This is a genomic window from Enterobacter cloacae complex sp. AR_0002 (assembly GCF_001922365.1).
In the GTDB taxonomy this organism is placed as follows: domain Bacteria; phylum Pseudomonadota; class Gammaproteobacteria; order Enterobacterales; family Enterobacteriaceae; genus Enterobacter; species Enterobacter hormaechei_C.
In genome coordinates this window covers 4,758,746-4,782,136 of record NZ_CP018814.1, presented here as the reverse complement: position 1 = coordinate 4,782,136, position 23,391 = coordinate 4,758,746, and the positions used below count along the sequence as shown (strand labels likewise).

The 23,391-nt window shown below is 58.7% G+C and carries 25 protein-coding genes; 12 read left to right on the top strand and 13 right to left on the bottom strand.

What is annotated here, in order from left to right; genetic code table 11:
• Positions 1–13: 13 nt before the first annotated feature.
• From hycI to hycA, 9 genes are all read right to left on the bottom strand, one after another.
• The gene (gene hycI, locus AM329_RS23760; RefSeq protein ID WP_003862145.1) at positions 14–469 is read right to left on the bottom strand and encodes a hydrogenase maturation peptidase HycI; all 456 of its coding nucleotides are present in this window, start codon (positions 467–469) and stop codon (positions 14–16) included.
• Positions 462–872 carry a formate hydrogenlyase maturation HycH family protein gene (locus AM329_RS23755; RefSeq protein WP_003862143.1) on the bottom strand — a complete coding sequence of 137 codons (411 nt, stop codon included), beginning with the start codon at positions 870–872 and terminating at the stop codon, positions 462–464. Before AM329_RS23755 ends, hycI begins: the two co-directional genes overlap by 8 nt.
• A complete protein-coding gene (locus AM329_RS23750; RefSeq protein ID WP_032610025.1) occupies positions 869–1,636 on the bottom strand; it encodes an NADH-quinone oxidoreductase subunit B family protein in 768 nt (255 codons plus the stop codon). The genes AM329_RS23755 and AM329_RS23750 overlap by 4 nt, the downstream gene beginning before the upstream one ends.
• On the bottom strand, positions 1,636–2,178 hold the full coding sequence (locus tag AM329_RS23745) for a formate hydrogenlyase complex iron-sulfur subunit (RefSeq protein ID WP_003862138.1): 543 nt from the start codon (positions 2,176–2,178) through the stop codon (positions 1,636–1,638). The genes AM329_RS23750 and AM329_RS23745 overlap by 1 nt, the downstream gene beginning before the upstream one ends.
• A gap of 9 nt (positions 2,179–2,187) precedes the next feature.
• Positions 2,188–3,897, bottom strand: coding sequence for a formate hydrogenlyase subunit HycE (gene hycE / locus AM329_RS23740; protein ID WP_032610027.1), 1,710 nt, complete (start codon positions 3,895–3,897; stop codon positions 2,188–2,190).
• 15 nt (positions 3,898–3,912) lie between these two features.
• Positions 3,913–4,836: a respiratory chain complex I subunit 1 family protein gene (locus AM329_RS23735; RefSeq protein WP_032610029.1), complete on the bottom strand. Its 924-nt coding sequence runs from the start codon at positions 4,834–4,836 to the stop codon at positions 3,913–3,915.
• Position 4,837: 1 nt separating this feature from the next.
• Positions 4,838–6,652, bottom strand: coding sequence for a formate hydrogenlyase subunit 3 (gene hycC / locus AM329_RS23730; protein WP_032610030.1), 1,815 nt, complete (start codon positions 6,650–6,652; stop codon positions 4,838–4,840).
• Positions 6,649–7,257: a 4Fe-4S dicluster domain-containing protein gene (locus AM329_RS23725; RefSeq protein ID WP_017692772.1), complete on the bottom strand. Its 609-nt coding sequence runs from the start codon at positions 7,255–7,257 to the stop codon at positions 6,649–6,651. Before AM329_RS23725 ends, hycC begins: the two co-directional genes overlap by 4 nt.
• A gap of 73 nt (positions 7,258–7,330) precedes the next feature.
• Entirely contained in the window at positions 7,331–7,795 is a 465-nt protein-coding gene (gene hycA / locus AM329_RS23720; protein ID WP_022651744.1) for a formate hydrogenlyase regulator HycA, read from the bottom strand.
• Positions 7,796–8,005: 210 nt separating this feature from the next.
• Here hycA and hypA point away from each other — a divergent pair, with 210 nt between their 5' ends.
• The 10 genes from hypA (at position 8,006) to AM329_RS23665 (ending at position 17,935) form a co-directional block, all read left to right on the top strand.
• Positions 8,006–8,356, top strand: coding sequence for a hydrogenase maturation nickel metallochaperone HypA (gene hypA / locus AM329_RS23710; protein ID WP_022651745.1), 351 nt, complete (start codon positions 8,006–8,008; stop codon positions 8,354–8,356).
• Positions 8,357–8,359: 3 nt separating this feature from the next.
• A complete protein-coding gene (gene hypB, locus AM329_RS23705; protein WP_023323665.1) occupies positions 8,360–9,223 on the top strand; it encodes a hydrogenase nickel incorporation protein HypB in 864 nt (287 codons plus the stop codon).
• Positions 9,214–9,486 (top strand): HypC/HybG/HupF family hydrogenase formation chaperone, encoded by a 273-nt coding sequence (locus tag AM329_RS23700; protein WP_022649170.1) that lies wholly within the window; start codon positions 9,214–9,216, stop codon positions 9,484–9,486. Before hypB ends, AM329_RS23700 begins: the two co-directional genes overlap by 10 nt.
• A 3-nt stretch (positions 9,487–9,489) precedes the next feature.
• Positions 9,490–10,611 (top strand): hydrogenase formation protein HypD, encoded by a 1,122-nt coding sequence (gene hypD, locus AM329_RS23695; protein ID WP_032610032.1) that lies wholly within the window; start codon positions 9,490–9,492, stop codon positions 10,609–10,611.
• The gene (gene hypE, locus AM329_RS23690) at positions 10,608–11,618 is read left to right on the top strand and encodes a hydrogenase expression/formation protein HypE (RefSeq protein WP_003862131.1); all 1,011 of its coding nucleotides are present in this window, start codon (positions 10,608–10,610) and stop codon (positions 11,616–11,618) included. The genes hypD and hypE overlap by 4 nt, the downstream gene beginning before the upstream one ends.
• Positions 11,619–11,680: 62 nt before the next feature.
• Positions 11,681–13,753 carry a formate hydrogenlyase transcriptional activator FlhA gene (gene flhA / locus AM329_RS23685; protein WP_023323668.1) on the top strand — a complete coding sequence of 691 codons (2,073 nt, stop codon included), beginning with the start codon at positions 11,681–11,683 and terminating at the stop codon, positions 13,751–13,753.
• 149 nt (positions 13,754–13,902) lie between these two features.
• Positions 13,903–14,901 carry an ABC transporter substrate-binding protein gene (locus AM329_RS23680; RefSeq protein WP_032610033.1) on the top strand — a complete coding sequence of 333 codons (999 nt, stop codon included), beginning with the start codon at positions 13,903–13,905 and terminating at the stop codon, positions 14,899–14,901.
• The gene (locus AM329_RS23675) at positions 14,901–15,938 is read left to right on the top strand and encodes an iron ABC transporter permease (RefSeq protein WP_022651750.1); all 1,038 of its coding nucleotides are present in this window, start codon (positions 14,901–14,903) and stop codon (positions 15,936–15,938) included. Before AM329_RS23680 ends, AM329_RS23675 begins: the two co-directional genes overlap by 1 nt.
• The gene (locus AM329_RS23670) at positions 15,938–16,699 is read left to right on the top strand and encodes an ABC transporter ATP-binding protein (RefSeq protein ID WP_032610036.1); all 762 of its coding nucleotides are present in this window, start codon (positions 15,938–15,940) and stop codon (positions 16,697–16,699) included. The genes AM329_RS23675 and AM329_RS23670 overlap by 1 nt, the downstream gene beginning before the upstream one ends.
• 15 nt (positions 16,700–16,714) lie before the next feature.
• Positions 16,715–17,935, top strand: coding sequence for an MFS transporter (locus tag AM329_RS23665; protein WP_032610037.1), 1,221 nt, complete (start codon positions 16,715–16,717; stop codon positions 17,933–17,935).
• A 5-nt stretch (positions 17,936–17,940) separates the two neighbouring features.
• Here AM329_RS23665 and AM329_RS23660 read toward each other — a convergent pair whose 3' ends face one another.
• Positions 17,941–18,285, bottom strand: coding sequence for a nitrous oxide-stimulated promoter family protein (locus AM329_RS23660; protein ID WP_032610039.1), 345 nt, complete (start codon positions 18,283–18,285; stop codon positions 17,941–17,943).
• A gap of 173 nt (positions 18,286–18,458) precedes the next feature.
• Here AM329_RS23660 and AM329_RS23655 point away from each other — a divergent pair, with 173 nt between their 5' ends.
• Positions 18,459–18,722, top strand: coding sequence for a SymE family type I addiction module toxin (locus tag AM329_RS23655; RefSeq protein WP_032610040.1), 264 nt, complete (start codon positions 18,459–18,461; stop codon positions 18,720–18,722).
• Here AM329_RS23655 and AM329_RS23650 read toward each other — a convergent pair.
• Together AM329_RS23650 and AM329_RS23645 are read right to left on the bottom strand one after the other, a co-directional pair.
• Positions 18,707–19,189: a hypothetical protein gene (locus tag AM329_RS23650; protein WP_023314733.1), complete on the bottom strand. Its 483-nt coding sequence runs from the start codon at positions 19,187–19,189 to the stop codon at positions 18,707–18,709. The two genes, AM329_RS23655 and AM329_RS23650, sit on opposite strands and share 16 nt — an antisense overlap.
• Positions 19,189–20,013 carry a transcriptional regulator gene (locus tag AM329_RS23645; protein WP_032610277.1) on the bottom strand — a complete coding sequence of 275 codons (825 nt, stop codon included), beginning with the start codon at positions 20,011–20,013 and terminating at the stop codon, positions 19,189–19,191. The genes AM329_RS23650 and AM329_RS23645 overlap by 1 nt, the downstream gene beginning before the upstream one ends.
• A 504-nt stretch (positions 20,014–20,517) precedes the next feature.
• Between AM329_RS23645 and mutS the strand changes: the two genes are divergently transcribed.
• The gene (gene mutS, locus AM329_RS23640; RefSeq protein WP_023323671.1) at positions 20,518–23,079 is read left to right on the top strand and encodes a DNA mismatch repair protein MutS; all 2,562 of its coding nucleotides are present in this window, start codon (positions 20,518–20,520) and stop codon (positions 23,077–23,079) included.
• Positions 23,080–23,169: 90 nt separating this feature from the next.
• On the opposite strand, the gene AM329_RS23635 is transcribed toward mutS, so the two are convergent.
• On the bottom strand, positions 23,170–23,391 hold the full coding sequence (locus AM329_RS23635; protein ID WP_003862116.1) for a non-oxidative hydroxyarylic acid decarboxylases subunit D: 222 nt from the start codon (positions 23,389–23,391) through the stop codon (positions 23,170–23,172).

Here is a 23,391-nt window from a genome sequence, read left to right as displayed (position 1 = left end):
CACCCGGCACTGCTCAGAGCGGAGAAAAACCTCCATCTCCAACCCACCCGGCAAGCCGTGAATACACCCCCTCCACCGCCTCTTTCACCGGCGGCGTCATCGGGTAATAAAACCCGACAATATCCGGCTGAATGCCCAAAAACAGCACCTCGCCCACGTCGTCTTTGATCTGATCCACCAGGTAGTTCAGCGGCATATTGTGGGTGGTCATCATAAACATCTCGGCGATGTCGTCCGGGTCAATCAGGCGGATCTCGCCGGGGTTAAGCCCCATATCGGTGGCATCGACGATTAACAGCCTGTCCGGATGCAGTTCACGGATGGCGACCACGTCGTTTTCCGGCGCGCTGCCGCCGTCAATCACCACCCAGTTGCCCGGCGGGTTTGCGGCGCACAGTTCCGCCAGCAGCGGACCCGCGCCGTCGTCGCCCATCATGCTGTTGCCGACACACAGTAAAACGTCAGTCACGTAATCTCCTCACCATCAGGTAGATGGCGCTCTCCTGATGAATATCGTGCAGCATGCCGAGCAGCGTTTTGCTCCACGCCTGCTGCGCCGGGGTTTGTACGCTCAGCGCCGCGTCAAAGGCGTTAGCGAGCATCGCAATGTGGTTGGCGTCGATGACGATCTCGCCATACTTCGGCACGCCCTCCATCTTGCGCCGCGCCGTACTGCCCTCCTCCAGCGTGGCGATCCACGCCAGGTATTCCGGCCACGGGCAGGTTAACGCCGCCTCCAGGCAGTCGATCACCCCGAGGTGGTGCCCAATCGCCAGGCTGTAATAGACCACCTGCTGCGCCGCATCCGGCGTGGCATCGTTCTCATCAATAAACTTACGGCTCAGCTGGCTGAACACCACCGTTTCACTCATCGGATACGCGCCTCATCCACAATGTTGTTCAGGTTCGCCACGATCTCATTGAGACGCGGATCGTTCTCGGCCTCCAGCCAGCGCGCTACCTGATGGTCGCCCTGGCTGAGCAGACGCAGATAATCGTCGGCAATCTGGCGTCCGTAGCGGTAGCCCGCCAGCCTGCGTGCCGTGCGGTCGATCTTCACCCGCAGCGGTTGCACCATATCCGGGTGCAGGATAGTGGCTGGCTGGTTGTCCAGCTCGCCTGGCTCGCGGGCGTGGATCTTCTGCTCCAGCAGGCCGAGCGCCATGGCAAAACCGTACAGCGTGGCGGCGGGCGTCGGCGGGCAGCCCGGAATGTAGACGTCCACCGGCACGATTTTGTCGGTACCGCCCCAGACGCAGTAAAGATCGTGGAAGATGCCGCCGCTGTTGCCGCAGGCACCGTAGGAGATGCAGATTTTCGGATCCGGTGCAGACTGCCAGGCGCGTAGCGCAGGCGAGCGCATCGTGCGGGTGACCGCGCCGGTGAACAGCAGGATATCCGCGTGGCGCGGGGACGGCACCACCTTGATGCCGAAGCGCTCGGCGTCAAACAGCGGCGACAGCGTAGCGAAGATCTCAATCTCGCAGCCGTTGCAGCCACCGCAGTCCACGCGATAGACGTAGGCCGAGCGTTTGATTTTTTTCAGCAGCGACGCCTTCATGCTGGCGATGGACTCCTCCACCGTCAGCGGCACCGGAATGCCGTTAGCGTCGCGCGGGCCGAGTAAGTTTTCCATCAGCTGGCCTCTCTCATATGGCGGGTTAAATCGATGCGGTCAGACGGCAGCAGGCATTTCTGACGCTTGCACTCCGGGCAGGTTTCGAAGCTTTCACGGTGATGCTCCGCGCGGACGTCGCCGTTGTGCTTCAGCAGCGCGATGGCGTAGTCGATCTCTTTTTGCACGGCGAACGGACGCTTGCAGACGCGGCAGTTGCACAGCGCAAAGCGCGATTGCTGGAGGAAGTCCTCTTTTTTCCACACCGCCAGCTCGTACTCCTGAGACAGGCGAATGGCGACCGTCGGGCAGACCTCCTCGCAGCGGCCGCAGAAGATACAGCGCCCGAGGTTAAACTGCCAGGCCAGCTCGCCGGTTTTCAGGTCCGTTTCCACCGTTAAGGCATTCGACGGGCAGGCGTTGACGCAGGCCGCGCAGCCGATGCACTGCTGCGGGTTGTGCTCCGGCTTGCCGCGAAAGTTTTTATCAACCGGGATCGGCTCCAGCGGATAACTGCTGGTCTGCGCGCCGGTTTTGATCACTTTTTTGATAAAGGTAAACATGGCGAATCCTTATTTCAGCGGCGAGTTCTTACGTTCGATGCTGTAGCGCTCAAGCTCTTTGTACGGCACCACCTGGCTTTTCTTCTTGCGCACGTCCACGACGGTCATGCGGTCGGTGCAGGAGTAACACGGGTCGAGGCTGCCGATGATCAGCGGCGCGTCAGAGACCGTGTTGCCGCGCAGCATGTAGCGCAGGGTTGGCCAGTTGGCGTAGGTCGCCGCACGGCAGCGCCAGCGGTAGAGCTTCTGGTTGTCGCCAGTCATGCTCCAGTGGATGTCGTCCCCGCGCGGCGCTTCGGCAAAGCCGAGGGCAAAGCGGTTTGGAATGTAGGTGAAGCCTTCCACCATCAGCGGGCCGCCCGGCAGGTTGTCCAGACCAAAGTCGATCATGTTCAGCGCGGTGAACACCTCGTTGATGCGCACCTTCAGACGGGAAATGACGTCGCAGCCCTGCTCGCTGTGCACGGTCATCGGCAGCAGGCCGTAGCCGACGAACGGGTGATCGGCGCGGGTGTCGCGGGCGTGGCCGCTGGCGCGCACCATCGGACCAACGTTACTGAAGTCGCGGGCGATTTCCGGGTCAAGACGACCAATCCCGACGGTGCGCTGCTCAATGTTGGGCGTGCTGAGCAGCATATCCACCAGCTCCTGCACGTCCCGGCGCATCTGCTGCGCTAGCTGGCGGGTCTGGATCATGTCGTCTTTCAGCAGGTCGCGGCGGATCCCGCCGATCAGGTTCAGGCCGTAGGTTTTACGCGCCCCGGTAAGGATCTCCGCCATCTTCATCGACGCCTCGCGCACGCGGAAGAACTGCATAAACCCGGAGTCAAATCCGACGAAATGGCAGGCCAGGCCGAGGTTCAGCAGGTGCGAGTGCAGGCGCTCCACCTCCAGCAGAATGGCGCGGATCATCTGCGCGCGTTCCGGCACCACGATCCCCATGCCGTTTTCCACCGAGGTGGTGTAGGCGGTGCTGTGGGCAAAGCCGCAGATGCCGCACACGCGGTCAGAAAGAAACGTGACTTCGTTGTAGCCCATGCGGGTCTCCGCCAGCTTCTCCATGCCGCGGTGGACGTAGAACAGGCGGTAGTCGGCGTCGATAATGTTCTCGCCGTCGACGAACAGGCGGAAGTGGCCCGGTTCGTCAGAGGTAACGTGCAGCGGGCCAATCGGCACCACGTTATTCTTCTTGCTGCCCAGCTCGTTGATGAACTCGTAGGTTTCGCTGTCGGTGGTTGGGGCCGGGCGCTGGCGGTAGTCCATGCTGTCCTTGCGCAGCGGATAGAGTTCATCCGGCCAGTCGTCCGGCAGCACCAGGCGACGCTCGTCAGGCAGGCCAACCGGCATCAGGCCGTACATGTCGCGCACTTCGCGCTCGCCCCAGACGGCGGCAGGCACGCGCGGCGTGACGGACGGGTATTCCGGTTTATTCGGGTCGACCTCGACGCGCACGGTGATCCAGCACTTCTCGCCCTGCTCCATCGACATCACGTAGTACACCGCGTAACTGCCGCACAGCTGGCGCTCGTCGTTACCGAACAACACCGACAGCCAGCCGCCCTGCTGGTAGTAGAGAAACTCCACCACTTCCGGCAGATAGTTCACCTTAATGGTGACGGTGATCTGGTCTTTGGTTTGCCAGGACTCCTCCAGCACCACGCCCGGGAAAGCCTGATGCAACGCGGCGAGATACTGCTGACCTTTCTTTTCTTCAGACATAAACACTCTCTTTAATCACGCCACCAGCAAGGAGACGAACGCTAAAAATGCAAAACCAAAACCAGCCCAGGTAATGCGTGACGTTTCGACAAAACGCAGGCGCGCCATGCTGTTTTCAAACAGGGCAATGACCAGCACGCCGATAAGCAGCTTGAGCACAGCCACCACCACGGCCAGCAGCAGGCCGCCCGCAGAGAAGTGCGTCATCTGCCCCCACGGGAAGAAAACGCCGACGAACATCTGCAACACCACCAGCTGCTTGAGACTGATGCCCCACTTCAGCATCGCAAAGCCGTAGCCGCTGTACTCGGTGAGCGGCCCCTCCTGTAATTCCTGCTCCGCTTCCGCGAGATCGAACGGCAGCTTGCCCATCTCGATAAACGTGGCGAACGCGCAGGCGCAGAGCGCCAGCACCAGCGGGAGCGAACGTGAAACCGGCCAGTGGTAAACGGTGTCGGTGATAAAACTGATGTGGGTCGAGCCTGCAACCTGCGCGGCGACCCACAGCCCCAGCAGCAGAATTGGCTCAACCAGCACGCCGAGCATCGCCTCGCGGCTGGCGCCGATACCCGTAAACGGGCTGCCGGTGTCCAGGCCCGCAATCGCAAAGAAGAAACGCGCGATGGCGAAGAGGTAGATCAGCGTAATCAGATCGCCCAGCACCGGCAGCGGCGACGCCACCGTCACCACCGGCAGCGCGGTGGCGATGGTCAGCATCACGCCCACCATCACAAACGGCGTCAGGCGGAACACCCAGCCCGCGGCATCCGGCGCGACGCTCTGACGGGAGAGCAGTTTGAAGAGATCGCGGTACTCCTGGAGCACGCCAGGTCCGCGACGGTTGTGCAGCCGGGCGCGCGCCACGCGCGTGATGCCCGACAGCAGCGGCGCGGCGGCGAACAGCACCAGCGCCTGAAGAATTGCCAGTAACAGACTCATGTCAGGCTCCTCGTGAAATGACAATCACCACCAGCACCGCCAGCTCGATCAGCGCCAGGCGGCGGAACAGTACGGGCACGGCGGCCCCCTGCCAGCCCGGCACCCAGCCCACCGGGTTCAGCCAGTGGCGCAGCTTCAGCACGGCGGCAAAGTTCTCTTTCACCGGCATGGCGAAACCGTGGGCGGTGATGACCATCGACTGCTCGTGTTCGTAGCCGCAGGCCCACGCCGCGCCGCGCGAGCGGGAGGCGAGACGGTCGCGTCTGAAGAACAGCATCAGCACGAACGGCAGGAGCGGCGCGGCAATCAGCAGCAGCGCCATCATCGGCTGGGAAACGACGGTATGCGCCGTGACCAGCGGCAGCGGAATAGCGTGGCCCAGCAGCGGCAGCAGCCACGGCGCGGCAACCCCGCCCGCGATGCAGCACAGCGCCAGCGCGACCACGCTGGTGGTCATCAGTACCGGGGCGCAGCAGGCGTTTTCCGCTTCTCGGGTGCGCGGCGCGCCCAGGAAGGTGACACCGTAAACTTTAGCCATACACATCACCGCCAGCGCCCCGGTGATCGCCAGGCCCACCGCCAGCAGCGGGCCGAGTAAACGCCCGATAAACGCCTCGCTCTGGCCGAGGGCGAAGAAGGATTGATAAATCACCCACTCGCCGGCAAAGCCGTTCAGCGGCGGCAGCGCAGCCATCGCCATCAGCCCGACCAGCATCGCCAGCGAAATGACGGGCATTTTTTTGCCAATCCCGCCGAGCTTCTCAATATCGCGGTGCCCGGTGCGGAACCAGACGCTGCCCGCGCCGAGGAACAGGGTGCTTTTAAACAGGCTGTGGTTGATAAGGTGATACAGACCGCCAATAAACCCGGCGGCAATCAGCGCCGGCTGGTTGAGCGCCAGCCCGGTGACGCCTGCGCCCATGCCGAGCAGGATAATCCCGATGTTCTCCAGGGTGTGGTACGCCAGCAGACGCTGGATGTTGTGCTCCATCAGCGCGTAGAGGCCACCGACGAACGCGGTGATCATCCCCGCAATCAGCAACGCCACGCCCCACCACAGCGGCGGCTGATTGCCCGTCAGGGTTATCGTCAGGATGCCGAACAGACCGACCTTCATCACCACGGTGGAGAACAGCGCAGCGGCCGGGGCTGAGGCATTGGCATGCGCCTGCGGCACCCAGCCGTGCAGCGGGATTATCCCGGCCAGCAGGCCAAAACCGACTACGCCCAACAGCCAGACGTCGTTGCCCAGCGGCTGGCCGTTAAGCGCGGCGAAATCCAGCGTGCCAAAACGCTGCCACACCAGCCAGCAGGCCAGCGCCAGCAGCAGCGTGCCGAGACGTCCGAGCGCAAACCACAGCTTGCCGGAGGCGCTGCATCCGGTCAGGAACACGCCGCACAGGGCCATGATTTCAGCCATCACCACCAGCGCGCCGAGGTTGCTGGCGACAACGGTACAGACCGCGGCGGCCATCAACAGGTTAACCAGCAGGCCGTTGGCTTTGGTGTGCTGATGGCGGTGCCAGTCGATATTAAACAGGCTGATAAACAGCCCGCACAGGCCAAAGGTTATCAGCCAGATGGCGTTCAGCGGCGTAAGCTCAACGGCGTGGTGAATCAGCGGGATGAGGGTGTCGACGGATTGCCCGTCGATCAGGACAACCCCGCCCGCCGCCAGCGTCATCAGGCTGCCGACCGCCCCGCCGATACCAGCAATCACGCCGCTCAGCGTTTTATGGAAGGCGAGGAGCAGCGCCAGGACAGCGGCGGCGGCAAACCAGGCCACGCCGCTGGTCATCATAACTATCGCGTTCATTTCGCCCCCTCGTTAAGCGCCCGCAGCAGCGAAAGATCGCCGACGTCGGTATTGATGGTCAGCTCGCGCTTGCGTTTGCTGGTGCGAGCGATGTCGCGGATGTTGACCAGGACCAGCGCCCGGGTCGGGCAGGTCCGCACGCAGGCCGGACCCTGCTCATCGAAGCTGCACAGGTCGCACTTCACCGCAACGGCGCGAATGCCCGGCACCCAGTCCAGCAGCGTGCTCACGCGTGCCGGAGCCGGCGGCGCAGGCGGCGCTTTCGGGGTATTGGCATTCGCCGGAATATGCAGCGGACGGCTGCCGGAAAACTCAATGGCGCCGAACGGACAGGCGATGCCGCACAGCTTGCAGCTCACGCACAGGCTTTCGTTCAGCTGTACCGCGCCGTCAACGCGGGTGATGGCATTGACAGGACAAACGCCCGCGCACGGGGCGTCTTCACAGTGGTGACAGAGCTGCGGGGCAGACTCTTTCTCATTACGCATGACGCGCAGGCGCGGCATGGACTGTAGCCCGTGCAGGCGGTGCGTTTCCGAGCACGCCGCCTCACAGGTCCGACAGCCAATACAGACCGTCGAGTCAGCAATTACAAAACGGTTCACCGGGTCATCCTCTGGTGATGGTCATTTTTGACGAAAAAAAACTGTCTTATCGACACTTCTCGACACTCGCTTTTCAGGCCACGTTCGCGGAGGATTTTCCGTCGATCAGCTGTTTCAGGTTGATCGGCTGATCGTGCTCAACGGCGGCGTAGAGGCCGTTATAAACCGGCGCTATTTTCTCCAGATAGTGCTCCAGCACCTGCTGGCGATCGCGGTTGCTGACGTGACCGTCCACCATGCCGTCGGCCATCAGTTGAGCTTTCGCAATACACTGTTTTTCACCCTCTTTTGTCTCAACGTAATACTCAATGGTGTGGCTGTTGAAGCTCTCCGCCAGGGTGACAAAAATCGTGAAGTGACCAAACAACACAAAGCGCATGTCCCCCTGCGCCGCGCAGCTCATGGCATGGTGCAGACGGGCTTTTGACAGGGTGATCCCCTGAATCAGAGAGTTGCAGTAGAGGTGCCACTGATCCTGAAGCTGCTGATGACGTTGCGCGATGTAATCCGCTTTTTCGCTAATTTCCCAAATAGTCATAAAAGGTATCCGGTTAATGGAGTTAGCGGCTGTTAAGCAGTTTTCGTGCCAGTTTTTAATATGTTGATTTAAATATCTTTTAACAAGATACGTACTGTCACCGCCGCGGTGTCGACGTGTCATTTCGACAGCGTTGACATCGTCACGCCGTAACGCAAATCAAGCTGGCACTGTTATTGCATTGAAGGGGCAATTCATTAAGGAGGCGTCATGCACGAAATCACCCTCTGCCAGCGGGCACTGGAACTTATCGAACAGCAGGCTGTGCAGAACCATGCGAAGCGCGTGACCGGCGTCTGGCTGAAGGTCGGGGCGTTTTCCTGCGTCGAGACCAGCGCCCTCACCTTCTGTTTTGAGCTGGTGTGCCGCGGCACGCTGGCGGAAGGTTGCGCACTGCATATCGAGGAGCAGCAGGCGGAGTGCTGGTGCGAACAGTGTCAGGAGTACGTCACGCTGCTGTCATCGAAGGTACAGCGCTGTCCACAGTGCCAGAGCAGCGGGCTGCGCATCGTGGCGGATGACGGTATGCAGATCCAACGCCTCGAAATCGAGAAGGAGTAAAGTATGTGTAGTACCTGCGGTTGCGCTGAAGGCAACCTGTATATCGAAGGGGATGAACACCGCCCCCACTCCGCGTTTCGCTCCGCGCCCTTTTCCCCTGCCCCGCGTCCCGCGGCGGCACTGACCGGCATCACCTTCGCGCCGCAGCGTTCCGACGCGGGTGACCTGCATTACGGCCGCGGCGAAGCGGGCACCCACGCGCCGGGCATCAGCCAGCGCCAGATGCTGGAGGTGGAGATTAACGTGCTGGATAAAAACAACCAGCTCGCCGTCCGCAATCGCGCCCGCTTTGCCGCGCGCGAACAGCTGGTGCTGAACCTGGTCTCCAGCCCCGGCTCCGGTAAAACCACGCTGCTGACCGAAACCCTCAAACGGCTGAATAAACGTGTCTCCTGCGCCGTTATCGAAGGTGACCAGCAAACGGTAAACGACGCCGCGCGCATCCGCGAAACCGGTACGCCTGCGATTCAGGTCAACACCGGGAAAGGGTGCCATCTGGACGCGCAGATGATTGCCGACGCCGCCCCGCGCCTGCCGCTGGCGAACAACGGCATCCTGTTCATTGAAAACGTCGGCAACCTGGTCTGCCCGGCAAGCTTCGACCTCGGCGAGCGGCATAAAGTGGCGGTACTCTCCGTGACCGAAGGGGAAGACAAGCCGCTGAAGTATCCGCATATGTTTGCCGCCGCCTCCCTCATGCTGCTGAACAAAGTCGACCTGCTGCCGTACCTGAATTTCGACGTGGATAAGTGCCTGGCTTACGCCCGCGAAGTGAACCCGGACATTGAGATCCTGCTGGTTTCCGCCACGCGCGGCGACGGGATGGACGCCTGGCTGAACTGGCTGGAGAACGAACGATGTGCATAGGCGTCCCCGGAAAAATTCATTCCATCGACGGCAATCAGGCTAAAGTGGAGGTATGCGGCATCCTGCGCGATGTCGACCTGACGCTGGTAGGCAGCCACGATGAGACCGGTGCATCGCGTCTCGGCCAGTGGGTGCTGGTCCACGTAGGTTTTGCCATGAGCGTGATTAATGAGGAAGAAGCCCGCGACACGCTGGACGCGCTACAGAATATGTTTGACGTCGAGCCGGACGTGGGCGCCCTGCTGTATGGGGAGGAACGATAACACATGCGTTACGTTGATGAATATCGCGCGCCTGAGCAGGTGTTGCAGCTTATCGATCGCCTGAAGTCCCGCGCGTCGCTGCTGGACTACACGAAAGAAAAACCGCTGCGGATCATGGAGGTGTGCGGCGGACACACCCACGCCATCTTTAAATTTGGCCTCGACCAGCTGCTGCCGGAGAACATCGAATTTATCCACGGCCCCGGCTGCCCGGTGTGCGTGCTGCCGATGGGGCGCATCGACAGCTGTCTCGACATCGCCAGCCGCCCCGGTGTGATTTTTTGCACCTTTGGCGATGCCATGCGTGTACCGGGAAAAAATGGCTCGCTGCTCCAGGCGAAGGCGCGCGGCGCGGACGTGCGGATCGTCTACTCACCGATGGATGCCCTGACGCTGGCGATGGCTAATCCTGAGCGTAAGGTCGTCTTTTTCGGGCTGGGTTTTGAAACCACCATGCCCGCCACCGCCATTACCCTCCAGCAGGCGAAAGCCCGCAACGTCACAAACTTTTACTTTTTCTGCCAGCACATCACGCTTATTCCCACGCTGCGCAGCCTGCTGGAAGCGCCAGATAACGGTATCGACGCGTTTCTGGCACCGGGCCACGTCAGCATGGTGATCGGCACAGAAGCCTACGGTTTTATCGCTGAACAGTACAATCGTCCGTTAGTGGTGGCTGGTTTCGAGCCACTTGATCTACTGCAAGGCGTGACCATGCTGGTTGAGCAGAAAATAGCGGCCCTGAGTGCGGTGGAAAATCAGTATCGCCGCGTGGTGCCCGATGCAGGTAACAGACGGGCACAGCAGGCAATAGCCGACGTGTTTAGCGTCGAAGGCGACAGCGAGTGGCGCGGACTGGGGCTGATTGCCGAATCCGGCGTACACCTGACGCCCGCGTATCGCGCCTTCGACGCCGAAGCGCATTTCCGACCGCAGCCGCAGCAGGTGTGCGACGATCCCCGCGCCCGCTGTGGCGACGTACTCACCGGAAAATGCAAACCTTATCACTGCCCGTTATTTGGCAACGCCTGTAACCCGCAAACCGCGTTTGGCGCGCTGATGGTCTCTTCAGAAGGGGCATGCGCCGCGTGGTATCACTATCGCAACCAGGAGTGTGAAGCATGAACACGGTGGAAATGGCGCACGGAAGCGGTGGACAGGCGATGCAGCAGCTGATTAACCGGCTGTTTATGGACGCCTTTAACAATCCCTGGCTCGCCGAGCAGGAAGATCAGGCGCGCATTGCGCTCTCAACCCTCACCGCACACGGTGACAGGCTGGCGTTCTCTACCGACAGCTACGTGATTGACCCGCTGTTCTTCCCGGGCGGCGATATCGGCAAGCTCGCCGTCTGCGGCACGGCAAACGACGTCGCCGTCAGCGGCGCGATCCCCCGCTACCTCTCCTGCGGGTTTATCCTCGAAGAAGGGTTACCGATGGAAACGCTCACGGCGGTGGTCAACAGCATGGCGCACACCGCCCGCGAGGCGGGGATCGCCATCGTCACCGGGGATACCAAGGTGGTGCAGCGCGGCGCGGCGGATAAGCTTTTTATCAACACCGCCGGGATGGGGGCGATCCCCGCCGATATTCACTGGGGCGCTCAACAGCTTTGCGCAGGCGACGTGCTGATTGTCAGCGGCACGCTGGGCTGCCACGGGGCAACCATCCTGAACCTGCGCGAAGGCCTGGGGCTGGACGGGGAACTGCGCAGTGACTGCGCGGTACTCACGCCGCTGATCCAGACGCTGCGCGACATGCCGGGCGTAAAAGCCCTGCGCGACGCCACGCGAGGCGGCGTGAATGCCGTGGTGCACGAATTTGCCGCAAGCAGCGGCTGCGGAATTGAGCTGACCGAGCGCGGCCTGCCTGTCAAAGGCGCCGTGCGCGGGCTATGCGAGCTATTAGGGCTAGACCCGCTTAACTTTGCCAACGAAGGCAAGCTGGTGATCGGCGTGGAACGCACGGCGGCGGAAGCCGTACTTGCACAGCTGCGCGCGCATCCATTAGGGAAAGACGCGGCCATCATCGGCGACGTGGTTGAGCGCAAAGGGGTGCGCCTGACCGGGCTTTACGGCGTGAAGCGCACGCTGGATCTGCCGCACGCTGAACCGTTACCCCGTATTTGCTAGACCGCATCAATAGCGGTCAGCGCCGAACGTCTCTTTTTGCCAGTTTCTATTGGAAAGCAACAATGCCGTATACACCGATGAGCGATCTTGGACAGCAGGGCCTGTTTGACATCACGCGCACACTTTTACAACAGCCCGACCTCGGCGCACTGAGCGATGCCCTGACGCGGCTGGTCAGGCAATCTGCGCTGGCGGACAGCGCCGCCATTGTGCTCTGGCATAGCGCAACCCACCGCGCGAGCTATTTCTCAACGCGTGATAACGGCAAAATCTTCGAATATGAAGATGAAACGTTTCTTGCCCACGGCCCGGTGCGGCGTATTCTCTCCCGCCCGGAAGCGCTGCACTGCAATTTTGACCAGTTTCGCCAGGCCTGGCCGAAGCTGGCAGAGAGCAACCTTTACCACCCTTTCGGCCACTACAGCATGCTGCCGCTGGCGGTGGAAGGGCAAATTTTTGGCGGCTGCGAGTTTATCCGCGATACCGACCAGCCCTGGAGCGAGGCGGAGTACGAACGCCTGCACACCTTTACCCAGATTGTGGCCGTTGTCGCGGAGCAGATCCAAAGCCGCGTCACCAATAACGTGGACTACGACCTGCTGAGCCGCGAGCGCGATAACTTCCGCATTCTGGTTGCCATCACCAACGCCGTGCTCTCCCGCCTGGACATGGATGAGCTGGTCAGCGAAGTATCAAAAGAGATCCATCACTATTTTAAAATCGATGCCATCAGCATTGCGCTACGCGGCAACCGGAAAGGCAAGCTGAACATCTACTCCACCCACTACCTTGATGAAGCTAACCCGGCGCACGAGCAGAGCGAAGTGGACGAAGCGGGAACGCTGTCCGAGCGGGTATTTAAAAGCAAAGAGATCCTGCTGCTCAATCTCAATGAACAGGATCCGGTAGCCCCCTACGAGCGGATGCTCTTCAACACCTGGGGCAACAAGATCCAGACCCTGTGCCTGCTGCCGCTGATGTCCGGCAACACCATGCTCGGCGTGCTCAAACTGGCGCAGTGCGATGAAGCCGTATTTACCACCGCCAACCTGAAGCTGCTGCGCCAGATCGCCGAGCGCATCTCCATCGCGCTGGATAACGCCCTCGCCTATCAGGAGATCCACCGCCTGAAGGAGCGGCTGGTGGACGAAAACCTGGCGCTGACCGAGCAGCTCAACAACGTGGACAGCGAGTTTGGCGAAATCATCGGGCGCAGCGATGCCATGTACAGCGTGCTCAAGCAGGTGGAGATGGTGGCGCAAAGCGACAGCACGGTGCTGATCCTCGGTGAAACCGGTACCGGGAAAGAGCTGATTGCCCGGGCGATCCACAACCTGAGCAACCGCAACAGCCGCCGGATGGTGAAGATGAACTGCGCGGCGATGCCTGCTGGCTTACTGGAAAGCGACCTGTTCGGCCACGAGCGCGGTGCCTTTACCGGCGCCAGCAGCCAGCGGCTGGGCCGTTTTGAGCTGGCGGATAAAAGCTCTTTGTTCCTCGACGAAGTGGGCGATATGCCGCTGGAGCTCCAGCCCAAGCTGCTGCGCGTGCTGCAGGAGCAGGAGTTTGAGCGCCTCGGCAGCAACAAGCTGATCCAGACCGACGTGCGTCTGATTGCCGCCACCAACCGCGATCTGAAAAAAATGGTCGCAGACCGTGAGTTCAGAAGCGATCTCTACTATCGCCTGAACGTGTTCCCGATCTGCCTGCCGCCGCTGCGCGAGCGCCCGGAAGATATTCCGCTGCTGGTGAAAGCCTTTACCGCGAAGATTGCCCGCCGGATGGGGCGAAATATCGACAGTATTCCTGCCGAAACGCTACGCACACTCTCGGCGATGGAGTGGCCGGGGAACGTGCGCGAGCTGGAAAACGTCATTGAACGCGCGGTCCTGTTGACGCGCGGGAACGTGCTTCAGCTGTCCCTGCCGGAGGTTTCTCTTGCGGAAACGACCGTGGCCGCAACCGAGGTTGCGAAGGATGGAGAGGATGAATATCAGCTCATTTTGCGCGTGCTCAGGGAGACCAACGGCGTGGTGGCCGGGCCGAAAGGCGCGGCGCAACGGCTGGGGCTGAAGCGTACCACCCTGCTCTCGCGCATGAAGCGTCTGGGAATCGATAAAGAGAGCCTGAATTAACCCGTCATTCCGGCGCCGTATATGGCGCCGCCTTTCATCACTCTGCGTAATTGTCTCACATTGACACAATATATTTTCCTCTGTATAAAATTCCGCCTTAATAATGCGTTTCATTTGCATCAAAATAATTTTAATGAAGGTAGCGTTTAATGAAAAAGGTTCTCTGCGCGTTAGGCCTGGCGGTTGCATCAATGAGTACAGCTCTGGCTACCACGTACCCGCTCACGATAGAAAACTGCGGGTATAAAGAAACCTTCACCAAAGCGCCGGAACGCGTTGTGGCCCTGGGGCAGAATACCGTCGAGATCCTGCTTCTGCTGGGTCTGGAAGATAAGGTGAAAGCCAGCGCGTTCTGGCCGACCAAAGTATTGCCGCAGCTGGCTGAGCAGAATGCAAAAATCAAAACCCTGACCGTCGAAATTCCGACACTTGAATCCATTCTTGCGCAAAACCCTGATTTTGTTCCTGCACAGCTGCCGCTGCTGCTCGGACCGGAAAGTAAGGTCGCAAAACGCGAAGACCTGGCCACCGTTGGGGTAAACAGCTATTTATCTCCGGGCATGTGCGCCACCAAAAAAGCCGCAGGGGACATGTACGGCAGCCGCCAGACGCTGTGGGACATGACCTACCTTTATCAAGAGATTGAGGATTTCGCCAAGATTTTCAACGTGGAAGCGCGCGGTCAGGCCGTTATCGCCGACTTCAAAAAACGTGAAGCCGACCTGCGCCAGGAGTTTGGCAAAAACAACAAAGACCTCTCCTTTGTTTTCTGGTTCTCAAGCTCCTCACCTTCGGCTGATGCCTATGTCGGCGGCAAAAACAGCGCCTCTGGCTTTATTGCTAACGTGCTGGGCGGCCATAACGCCATTACCTCTGAGACCGAATGGCTGACCGTGGGCTGGGAAAGTATTATTGCCGCTAATCCGGACGTGATTGTGGTCTCCAGCCTGGATCGTAACCGCTGGGCGCTGGACAACGCCGAAGAAAAAATCAAATTCCTGAAAAGCGATCCAGCCGTCAGCCAGATGGAGGCGGTGAAGAAGGGTCATATTGTGGTGATGGACGGCCAGGCCATGAACCCGACGATTCGCACGCTTTACGGTGCTGAGCAGGTCGGCGAACAGCTCAGAAAACTGGGACTGAACTGATGACCACCGCCGTACTTCAGATGCGGCAGGGGGTGCTCCTGACCACGTCATGCCTGCTCGCCTTCGTGCTGTTGTTTCTGGTGATCGCCCTTGGCGTCAGCATCGGTGAGTTGTCTATCCCGCTCAATAACGTGTTCTACGCCATCAGCAATAAGCTGGGGCTGACTGACGTTCCGCTCAACCGCATCTACGAGAGCGTCATCTGGGACTTTCGCCTCAGCCGCGCGCTGGTGGCGGCCTGTTGCGGAGCCGGGTTGGCCATCTGCGGGGCCGTATTGCAGAGCCTTTTGAAGAATGCGCTGGCGGAACCTTACGTGCTCGGCGTGTCGGCGGGAGCGTCAACCGGGGCGGTGTCAGTCGTCGTATTGGGTCTCGGCACCGGCGCAGTATCGCTTTCTGCGGGCGCGTTTGCCGGAGCCTTCGCCGCCTTTGCCTTCGTCGCCTTCCTGACCAACGGCGCGCGCGGCGGCAATGAACGCACGATCCTGGCGGGCGTAGCGGCCTCTCAGCTGTTTAACGCCATTACCGCCTATACCATCAGCACCTCTGCCAGCGCGCAACAGGCGCGCGACGTGATGTTCTGGCTGCTGGGCAGCTTTAGCGGCGTACGCTGGCCGGAATTCCAGCTGGCGCTGGTAGTGGTACTGGCGGGGCTGGCCGTCTGTCTTTATTATTCCCGTGCGCTGGACGCCTTTACGTTCGGTGATGATGCCGCCGCCTCGTTGGGCATTGCCGTGCCCTGGGTGCGCCTGGCCTTGTTTACCACCACCGCCCTGATCACCGCGACCATCGTCAGCATGGCGGGCTCTATTGGTTTTGTCGGGCTGGTCGTGCCGCACGTTATGCGTTTCCTGTTCGGGCCGCTGCACCGCACGCTGCTGATAGCCAGCGCGCTGGCGGGGGCGATCCTGATGGTGCTGGCCGACATCGCCTCGCGGATGCTGATTGCTCCGCAAAGCCTGCCGGTTGGCGTCGTTACCGCACTGGTGGGCGTACCGTTCTTCGCCGTGATTATCTACCGCTCAAGGAATAAGTAATGAGCATCTGCGCCGAGAAAATCACCTGGAAGGTAGGTAAAAAGATCATTGTGAATAATGTTTCGCTGACGGTTTCCCGGGGCGAAACGGTGGGCCTGCTTGGCCCTAACGGCTGCGGTAAATCCTCGCTGTTGCGCATACTGGCAGGTCTGCGCCGCCCGGATGCCGGGTGCGTGACGCTGGACGGACAGGACATTGCCCGCATTGCCAAAAAGCAGCTGGCGCGGCGCGTGGCGTTTGTTGAACAGCACGGAATGACCGACGCCAATATGCGCGTGCGTGACGTCGTCAAACTGGGGCGAATTCCGCACCATTCTCCCTTCTCAAACTGGAGCGCGCAGGATGACGAAACCGTCACTGCCGCCCTGCAACGCGTGGATATGCTGGATCGCAGCGAACAGGGCTGGCTGAGCTTATCCGGCGGCGAGCGTCAGCGGGTACATATCGCCCGCGCGCTGGCGCAAACGCCCACCGAGATCCTGCTGGATGAACCGACCAACCATCTGGACATTCATCATCAGATGCAGCTCATGCAGCTTATCAGTGAGCTGCCGGTAACCAGCATCGTCGCCATTCACGATCTTAACCACGCATCCATGTTCTGCGATTCGCTGATTGTGATGCAGCAAGGGCAGATTGTGGCGACCGGAACGCCGCAGGAAATCTTATCCGAGGAACTACTCTGGGACGTCTTCAGGGTGAAAACCAGAATCGAGATCTCGCCGTACCACGGCAAAAAACACATCCATTTTATCGTGTAGGGGTGAGTTAAAACGATGCCTCTTCGCACTGCCAACACCCTCTGGCCGCCCGTTCTGCTGGGCAGCCAGTTTGTGTTTAATATCGGCTTTTACGCGGTCGTCCCCTTCCTGGCGATCTTCTTACGTGACGATATGCTGCTCTCCGGCGGGCTGATTGGGCTGGTGCTGGGGCTGCGCACCTTCTCCCAGCAGGGGATGTTTATTGTCGGCGGCGCGCTTTCAGATCGGTTTGGCGCGAAGAGCGTGATCCTCAGCGGCTGCATTGTTCGTGTGGCGGGTTATTTGCTGCTGGCCTTTGGGCAATCCCTGTGGCCCGTCATTCTGGGGGCCTGTCTGACGGGCGTCGGCGGCGCGCTGTTCTCACCGTCGATAGAAGCCCTGCTGGCCAAAGCGGGAACGCAAAGCGAGGCGAAGGGTAAACGGAGCCGCGCGGAGTGGTTTGCGCTGTTTGCGGTGTGCGGTGAACTTGGCGCCGTTCTTGGCCCGGTGATGGGGGCCCTGCTGACGGAGCTGGGCTTTCGTCAGGTTGCGCTCGCAGGCGCAGGGATATTTATCGTTGCGCTGGTGGTGCTCTTTTTCTGCCTGCCTGCGGCACATCACAGCACGAAGCCGCTGAAAATTCTGCCCTGGTGGACGACGTTCCGTCAGCCGCGTTTCGTCGCCTTTATCATTGCCTACAGTTCATGGCTGTTAAGCTATAACCAGCTCTATCTGGCGCTGCCGGTGGAGATCCAGCGCGCCGGGGGGAACGAAAAAGACCTGGGACCGCTGTTTATGCTGGCATCGGTGCTGATCATTGTTCTGCAATTGCCCCTCGCCCGCTTCGCCCGAAAGGTTGGCGCGGTAAGGATTTTACCGGTGGGCTTTTTGCTGCTCTCCGCCGCGTTTGCCAGCGTGGCGCTCTTTGCCGCGACGGAGCCGCCGGAGGGCTGGCTGCGCCTGCTGCCCTCTGCAAGCCTTGTCACGCTGCTGACGCTCGGACAAATGCTGCTGGTGCCGTCGGCTAAAGATTTGATCCCGCGCTTTGCCGAGGAGTCAACGCTTGGAGCGCACTATGGCGCACTCTCAACCGCCGGCGGCATCGCGGTGCTGGTGGGGAATTTAGGTTTAGGCAGCCTGCTGGACAAGGCGCTGGTGCCCTCGACGGAGGCCATTTACCCGTGGCTGCTGCTGGCGGTGTTTCCACTGTGCAGCGCGGTCGCGCTGAGCGTGATTTGCCGCCCGCTGCGGCGCTGAAGCGCCTATTTTTTAGGTCGATACTTTTCAGGCAGTTCCGGAACCGGACGGCGATCGTCAATAAGGTGGCGAAGAGTCAGAATCGGATGACGCCATAGCATTCGTGGCCCCGCCCAGCGCATCACCTGCTTCATCTCCTCACGTCTGGCGGGCTGATAGCAGTGCACCGGGCACTGTTTGCAGGCGGGTTTTTCCTCACCAAAGATGCATTTATCCAGGCGCTTATCCGCGTAGGCATTCAGCGCCTGATAATGGCCCTCATCCTTTACCGCCTGCGGACAGTTTTTTTCATACAGGGCGATCATTTTCGCGATCGTCTCTTTTTCGCGTGCAATGCGTTTCCCCGCCATTTTATCCCCCCTCAATAACACGCATTCAGAATACCATTTTAAAAAAGGGATTTCAGTCGTTGCATTCTGTTTTCTGAAGGCGCCTTCCAGTCTTCGCTCTTTCCTGACGCGTTTTTACTGTTATTTTATACAGGCAGTCTGAACACACGTTGCCAACAGTTACCGGAGGATCTATGCAAGGAATGGCTATCACCAAACCGTATCGTCACTTAAAAGAGGGTTATTTCAGAAAGCGTCATGAAGATCGTAAAACCAAGATCCCAACGCGTTACAGCGTACACGCAGCCCTGAATCTGAAAGGGGACTGGCTCGAAAAAGCAGGCTTTTTAACCCATTCGCAGGTTCGGGTGGAGGTCGGGCCGGGTAAAATAATTATCGAACTCATTAAAGAGCCGGATGATGGACATCCCGGCCATGTCGTTCAGCGAGAGCAGTAAAAAATAGGGCGTTTTCCGACAGAAAACATAAACCCACGGGGCCCCTGCTGCGTAATGGAATAATTCAGGTTTTTCTTCGGATACAGAAAGAAGTCAGGGAGAATTTCATTCATAATCTCATTTGGTGCGGTTTGCTGACCATTAATGTCATGTATATTTACCGATGTAAAATGGAATGAGTCTTTATTTTCTGTCCATACATAGGAGACATCTCTGCGGATAACGCCAGCAAGTTTATCATTTTTATAATAGGCTCCGCTTAGCGCAATGACGCCAGTCTGCTTCTTCATCGTGTACATGAAGTCCATCGTCAGGTTAGCGCGAATATCCTCATGATAGACGACGATTGACGCTGAACAGGCCTCCGTATTTTCACTGTTTTGCTGGTGTAGACGGTATAGCCATGCGGCCAGTGCGCCAGCGAGGAAGAATACCAGAAACAACAGAACGGTTGCCTTTTTGGTCATCAGAGATGTCCTCTAAAATAGAGCGAAATACATCCGGCATTTGCTTTTATTTCAAAGGGTTCTCTGCAAGCAAGAACGGAAAGCGCCGGAGCATGGCTGGATGAGGAAAAATAGACCCACGGATATTTTTTACAATCAAGCCCCGTGTCTAAAATGATTTTTATAAATCGCCTGAAGTTGCCGACGCCACGAATATCATCGTTTTGCGAGGAAAAATGACAGCCGTTCTGTGTAAGAGTAATTGGATAATCCCTGAAAAAATCTTTTTCCGGGTTATCATGTAAAAGGTATTGAAACGCAAAGAAACCGGCACAAAACGCGATTATCATTAAAGCTGTCGGGAAAATATACTGGCGTAATTGACGCTGTTTTTTCCTCCCACCCGGCATTACGGGAATATTTTCGACAGGTTTATCCTTTGTTTCAACCGGAGAGGTTTCCACTCCCGTCGCTGTCGCTTTTTTTCCGTCATCAACACAGTCCGTGTCAACGCGGGTTACCCTGACATTTTTCTCTATCTGGAATCCTTTTCTCGGCACCGTCGCCACCAGCGTATCGTCCGTCTCTCCTGTGGTCCGGAGCCCGCGTCGAATTATAGAGATATTCTGATAAAGCGTATTTGCCGGAACCAGCATGCCGTCCTCGCCCCAGACTTTATCAAAGAAGTATTTCTGCGTAACGACTTCTGGAAATGATTCTAAAAGAAGGTTCAGACAACGGCTGGCAGGGGTTGTCAGAATTACATTTAAGTCAGGACGGGTCAACGAAATCAGCAAATTCCTCTCTGGACAAAATTTAATTTTATCGTTAATTATCCAGAACATATGCCGCTCGCTTACGATAAACAGAATAGTTAACTGCCGGGGTGAAGTGTAATTATACTCTGCGGTCAACCCTTGTCAAAGCAGGCGGTTATCACTTTTTCCTTCCGCATTTACCTGTTCCGACAGAACATTAATGCCGCGGATAAGGACCAGATTTACAGTCAATCGCAATATTTAATAGTCGGGCCTCTTTTTAAAGTATATTCACCCGCGGGATGAACGTAATAACGAGTAACGGACGCTAAATGCGATGTATGCGTGGATTAACGCTGTACAGCGCGACAGCACCTTGAGTGCCGGATTAGCTACAAGGATGGAATGAGGTACGCATTTTACAGAAAGAGCCCTTTCCTGCTGTTTTCCTGCCATACAGACTTCGTTATCATGGTCGCCATACATCGATGAATGAAACGCAGGATTCATGAGTTCCAATGAGCGGATATGTAACCAGACAACAAAAAAATACAACTCATTGAAATTTAAGAACATGGACACCAGGATTTTATGAGCACACTTGAGAATTTTGACGCCCACACGCCAATGATGCAGCAGTACCTGAAGCTGAAAGCGCAGCATCCGGAAATCCTGCTCTTTTACCGTATGGGCGATTTTTATGAGCTTTTTTATGATGATGCGAAACGTGCGTCTCAGCTGCTCGACATTTCCCTGACGAAACGTGGCGCGTCGGCAGGCGAGCCCATCCCGATGGCGGGTATCCCGCATCACGCGGTTGAAAACTATCTGGCGAAGCTGGTGAACCAGGGCGAGTCTGTCGCTATCTGCGAACAAATTGGTGACCCGGCCACATCGAAAGGCCCCGTTGAGCGCAAGGTCGTACGCATCGTCACGCCGGGAACCATCAGCGATGAGGCCCTGCTTCAGGAGCGCCAGGATAACCTGCTGGCGGCGATCTGGCAGGATGGTAAAGGGTTTGGCTACGCCACGCTGGATATCAGCTCCGGTCGTTTTCGCCTGAGTGAACCGGCTGACCGTGAAACCATGGCGGCTGAACTACAGCGCACTAATCCGGCAGAACTGCTTTATGCAGAGGATTTCGCCGAGATGGCGCTGATTGAAGGTCGCCGCGGCCTGCGTCGTCGTCCACTGTGGGAGTTCGAAATTGATACCGCGCGCCAGCAGTTAAACCTGCAATTTGGCACGCGCGATTTGATTGGCTTTGGCGTGGAAAACGCCCCGCGCGGGCTGTGTGCCGCAGGCTGCCTGTTGCAGTACGTTAAGGATACGCAACGTACCGCCCTGCCCCATATTCGTTCCATCACCATGGAGCGTCAGCAGGACAGCATCATCATGGATGCCGCCACGCGCCGCAACCTGGAGATCACGCAGAACCTCGCTGGCGGCATGGAAAATACGCTGGCGTCGGTTCTTGACAGCACGGTTACCCCCATGGGCAGCCGTATGCTCAAACGCTGGCTGCATATGCCGATCCGCAATACCGAAACGCTGACTGGCCGCCAGCAAACCATTGCCGCATTGCAGGATCGTTACACCGAATTGCAGCCGGTGCTGCGTCAGGTGGGTGATCTTGAGCGTATCCTGGCGCGCCTGGCCTTGCGCACCGCGCGTCCACGCGATCTCGCCCGTATGCGGCACGCGTTCCAGCAGTTGCCGGAACTGCGCGCTCAGCTGGGAGAGATCGACAGCGCGCCAGTGCAAAAGCTGCGCGAAACCATGGGCGAATTTACCGAGCTTCGCGAACTGCTGGAACGCGCCATCATTGATGCGCCGCCTGTTCTGGTGCGGGATGGCGGGGTTATTGCTCCGGGTTACAACGAAGAGCTGGACGAATGGCGTGCGCTGGCCGATGGCGCGACGGATTATCTGGATAAGCTGGAAATCCGCGAGCGTGAACGTCTGGGGCTCGACACCCTGAAAGTCGGCTACAACGCGGTACACGGTTACTATATCCAGATCAGCCGTGGGCAGAGCCACCTGGCCCCGATTCACTACGTTCGCCGCCAGACGCTGAAAAATGCCGAGCGCTACATTATACCCGAGCTGAAAGAGTACGAAGACAAAGTGCTCACGTCGAAAGGTAAAGCGCTGGCGCTGGAGAAACAGCTGTATGACGAGCTGTTCGACATCCTGATGCCGCACCTGGCTGACCTGCAACTGAGCGCCGCTGCGCTGGCCGAGCTGGATGTCCTGGTAAACCTGGCTGAGCGCGCCGACACGCTGAATTACACCTGTCCGACCTTTACTGACAAACCCGGCATTCGCATTACCGAAGGCCGCCACCCGGTGGTTGAGCAGGTGCTGAACGAGCCGTTTATTGCCAACCCGTTGAACCTGTCACCGCAGCGAAGAATGCTGATCATTACCGGCCCCAACATGGGCGGTAAAAGCACCTATATGCGCCAGACAGCCCTTATCGCGCTGCTCGCCTACATCGGCAGCTACGTTCCGGCGCAGAAGGTTGAGATTGGCCCTATCGACCGTATCTTCACCCGTGTGGGTGCGGCGGACGATCTGGCGAGCGGTCGCTCTACCTTTATGGTCGAGATGACCGAAACCGCCAACATTCTGCATAACGCGACAGAGAACAGTCTGGTGTTGATGGACGAAGTAGGACGCGGTACCTCCACCTATGATGGCCTGTCTCTGGCCTGGGCGTGCGCGGAAAGTCTGGCAAATAAAATCAAAGCGCTGACGCTGTTCGCAACGCACTATTTCGAACTGACACAGCTGCCAGAGAAAATGGAAGGCGTGGCTAACGTCCACCTTGATGCGCTTGAGCACGGCGACACCATCGCCTTTATGCACACGGTGCAGGACGGCGCGGCAAGCAAGAGCTATGGCCTGGCCGTCGCCGCGCTGGCGGGCGTGCCAAAAGAGGTGATTAAGCGCGCGCGTCAGAAATTGCGTGAGCTGGAAAGTTTGTCACCGAATGCGGCGGCGACGCAGATAGATGGTACGCAGATGTCACTGCTGGCGGTGCCGGAAGAGACCTCTCCGGCGGTAGAAGCGCTGGAGAACCTCGACCCGGATTCGCTGACGCCGCGTCAGGCGCTGGAGTGGATTTATCGGTTGAAGAGTCTGGTTTAGTTCTCTGCGGTCTTTTGCCCGGTGGCGGCTTCGCCTTACCCGGCCTACAAAACCCGTAGGACCGGTAAGCGTAGCGCCACCGGGCTTTTTTTACAGCAGCGGCGGGATCGTCGGCACCTGCGGTGCTTCATCGATATCCTTCTGCGTCATGCGGAACGCTTCCGGGTAATGCTCGCGGCTGGTACGGCGCAGCGGTTCGGTATCGCGCCAGGTATACAGACAGTGCTGACACTGATATACCGTCCAGACACCTTTCACCGGTGATGTTGCCATCACTTCAATATGTTCATCGGCACAACGTGGACAAATCAT

What these genes read in the sequence shown, in the direction of transcription:
- AM329_RS23665 (WP_032610037.1), top strand. Translation starts at nt 16,715, where the DNA reads ATGCCTCTTCGCACTGCCAACACCCTCTGGCCGCCCGTTCTGCTGGGC.
- hypD (WP_032610032.1), top strand. Translation starts at nt 9,490, where the DNA reads ATGCGTTACGTTGATGAATATCGCGCGCCTGAGCAGGTGTTGCAGCTT.
- AM329_RS23650 (WP_023314733.1), bottom strand. Translation starts at nt 19,189, where the DNA reads ATGACCAAAAAGGCAACCGTTCTGTTGTTTCTGGTATTCTTCCTCGCT.
- AM329_RS23645 (WP_032610277.1), bottom strand. Translation starts at nt 20,013, where the DNA reads ATGTTCTGGATAATTAACGATAAAATTAAATTTTGTCCAGAGAGGAAT.
- AM329_RS23680 (WP_032610033.1), top strand. Translation starts at nt 13,903, where the DNA reads ATGAAAAAGGTTCTCTGCGCGTTAGGCCTGGCGGTTGCATCAATGAGT.
- AM329_RS23750 (WP_032610025.1), bottom strand. Translation starts at nt 1,636, where the DNA reads ATGGAAAACTTACTCGGCCCGCGCGACGCTAACGGCATTCCGGTGCCG.
- mutS (WP_023323671.1), top strand. Translation starts at nt 20,518, where the DNA reads ATGAGCACACTTGAGAATTTTGACGCCCACACGCCAATGATGCAGCAG.
- AM329_RS23670 (WP_032610036.1), top strand. Translation starts at nt 15,938, where the DNA reads ATGAGCATCTGCGCCGAGAAAATCACCTGGAAGGTAGGTAAAAAGATC.
- hycC (WP_032610030.1), bottom strand. Translation starts at nt 6,652, where the DNA reads ATGAACGCGATAGTTATGATGACCAGCGGCGTGGCCTGGTTTGCCGCC.
- AM329_RS23700 (WP_022649170.1), top strand. Translation starts at nt 9,214, where the DNA reads ATGTGCATAGGCGTCCCCGGAAAAATTCATTCCATCGACGGCAATCAG.
- hypB (WP_023323665.1), top strand. Translation starts at nt 8,360, where the DNA reads ATGTGTAGTACCTGCGGTTGCGCTGAAGGCAACCTGTATATCGAAGGG.
- flhA (WP_023323668.1), top strand. Translation starts at nt 11,681, where the DNA reads ATGCCGTATACACCGATGAGCGATCTTGGACAGCAGGGCCTGTTTGAC.
- hycE (WP_032610027.1), bottom strand. Translation starts at nt 3,897, where the DNA reads ATGTCTGAAGAAAAGAAAGGTCAGCAGTATCTCGCCGCGTTGCATCAG.
- AM329_RS23655 (WP_032610040.1), top strand. Translation starts at nt 18,459, where the DNA reads ATGCAAGGAATGGCTATCACCAAACCGTATCGTCACTTAAAAGAGGGT.
- hypA (WP_022651745.1), top strand. Translation starts at nt 8,006, where the DNA reads ATGCACGAAATCACCCTCTGCCAGCGGGCACTGGAACTTATCGAACAG.
- hypE (WP_003862131.1), top strand. Translation starts at nt 10,608, where the DNA reads ATGAACACGGTGGAAATGGCGCACGGAAGCGGTGGACAGGCGATGCAG.
- AM329_RS23675 (WP_022651750.1), top strand. Translation starts at nt 14,901, where the DNA reads ATGACCACCGCCGTACTTCAGATGCGGCAGGGGGTGCTCCTGACCACG.
- AM329_RS23745 (WP_003862138.1), bottom strand. Translation starts at nt 2,178, where the DNA reads ATGTTTACCTTTATCAAAAAAGTGATCAAAACCGGCGCGCAGACCAGC.
- AM329_RS23635 (WP_003862116.1), bottom strand. Translation starts at nt 23,391, where the DNA reads ATGATTTGTCCACGTTGTGCCGATGAACATATTGAAGTGATGGCAACA.
- hycA (WP_022651744.1), bottom strand. Translation starts at nt 7,795, where the DNA reads ATGACTATTTGGGAAATTAGCGAAAAAGCGGATTACATCGCGCAACGT.
- AM329_RS23755 (WP_003862143.1), bottom strand. Translation starts at nt 872, where the DNA reads ATGAGTGAAACGGTGGTGTTCAGCCAGCTGAGCCGTAAGTTTATTGAT.
- AM329_RS23660 (WP_032610039.1), bottom strand. Translation starts at nt 18,285, where the DNA reads ATGGCGGGGAAACGCATTGCACGCGAAAAAGAGACGATCGCGAAAATG.
- AM329_RS23735 (WP_032610029.1), bottom strand. Translation starts at nt 4,836, where the DNA reads ATGAGTCTGTTACTGGCAATTCTTCAGGCGCTGGTGCTGTTCGCCGCC.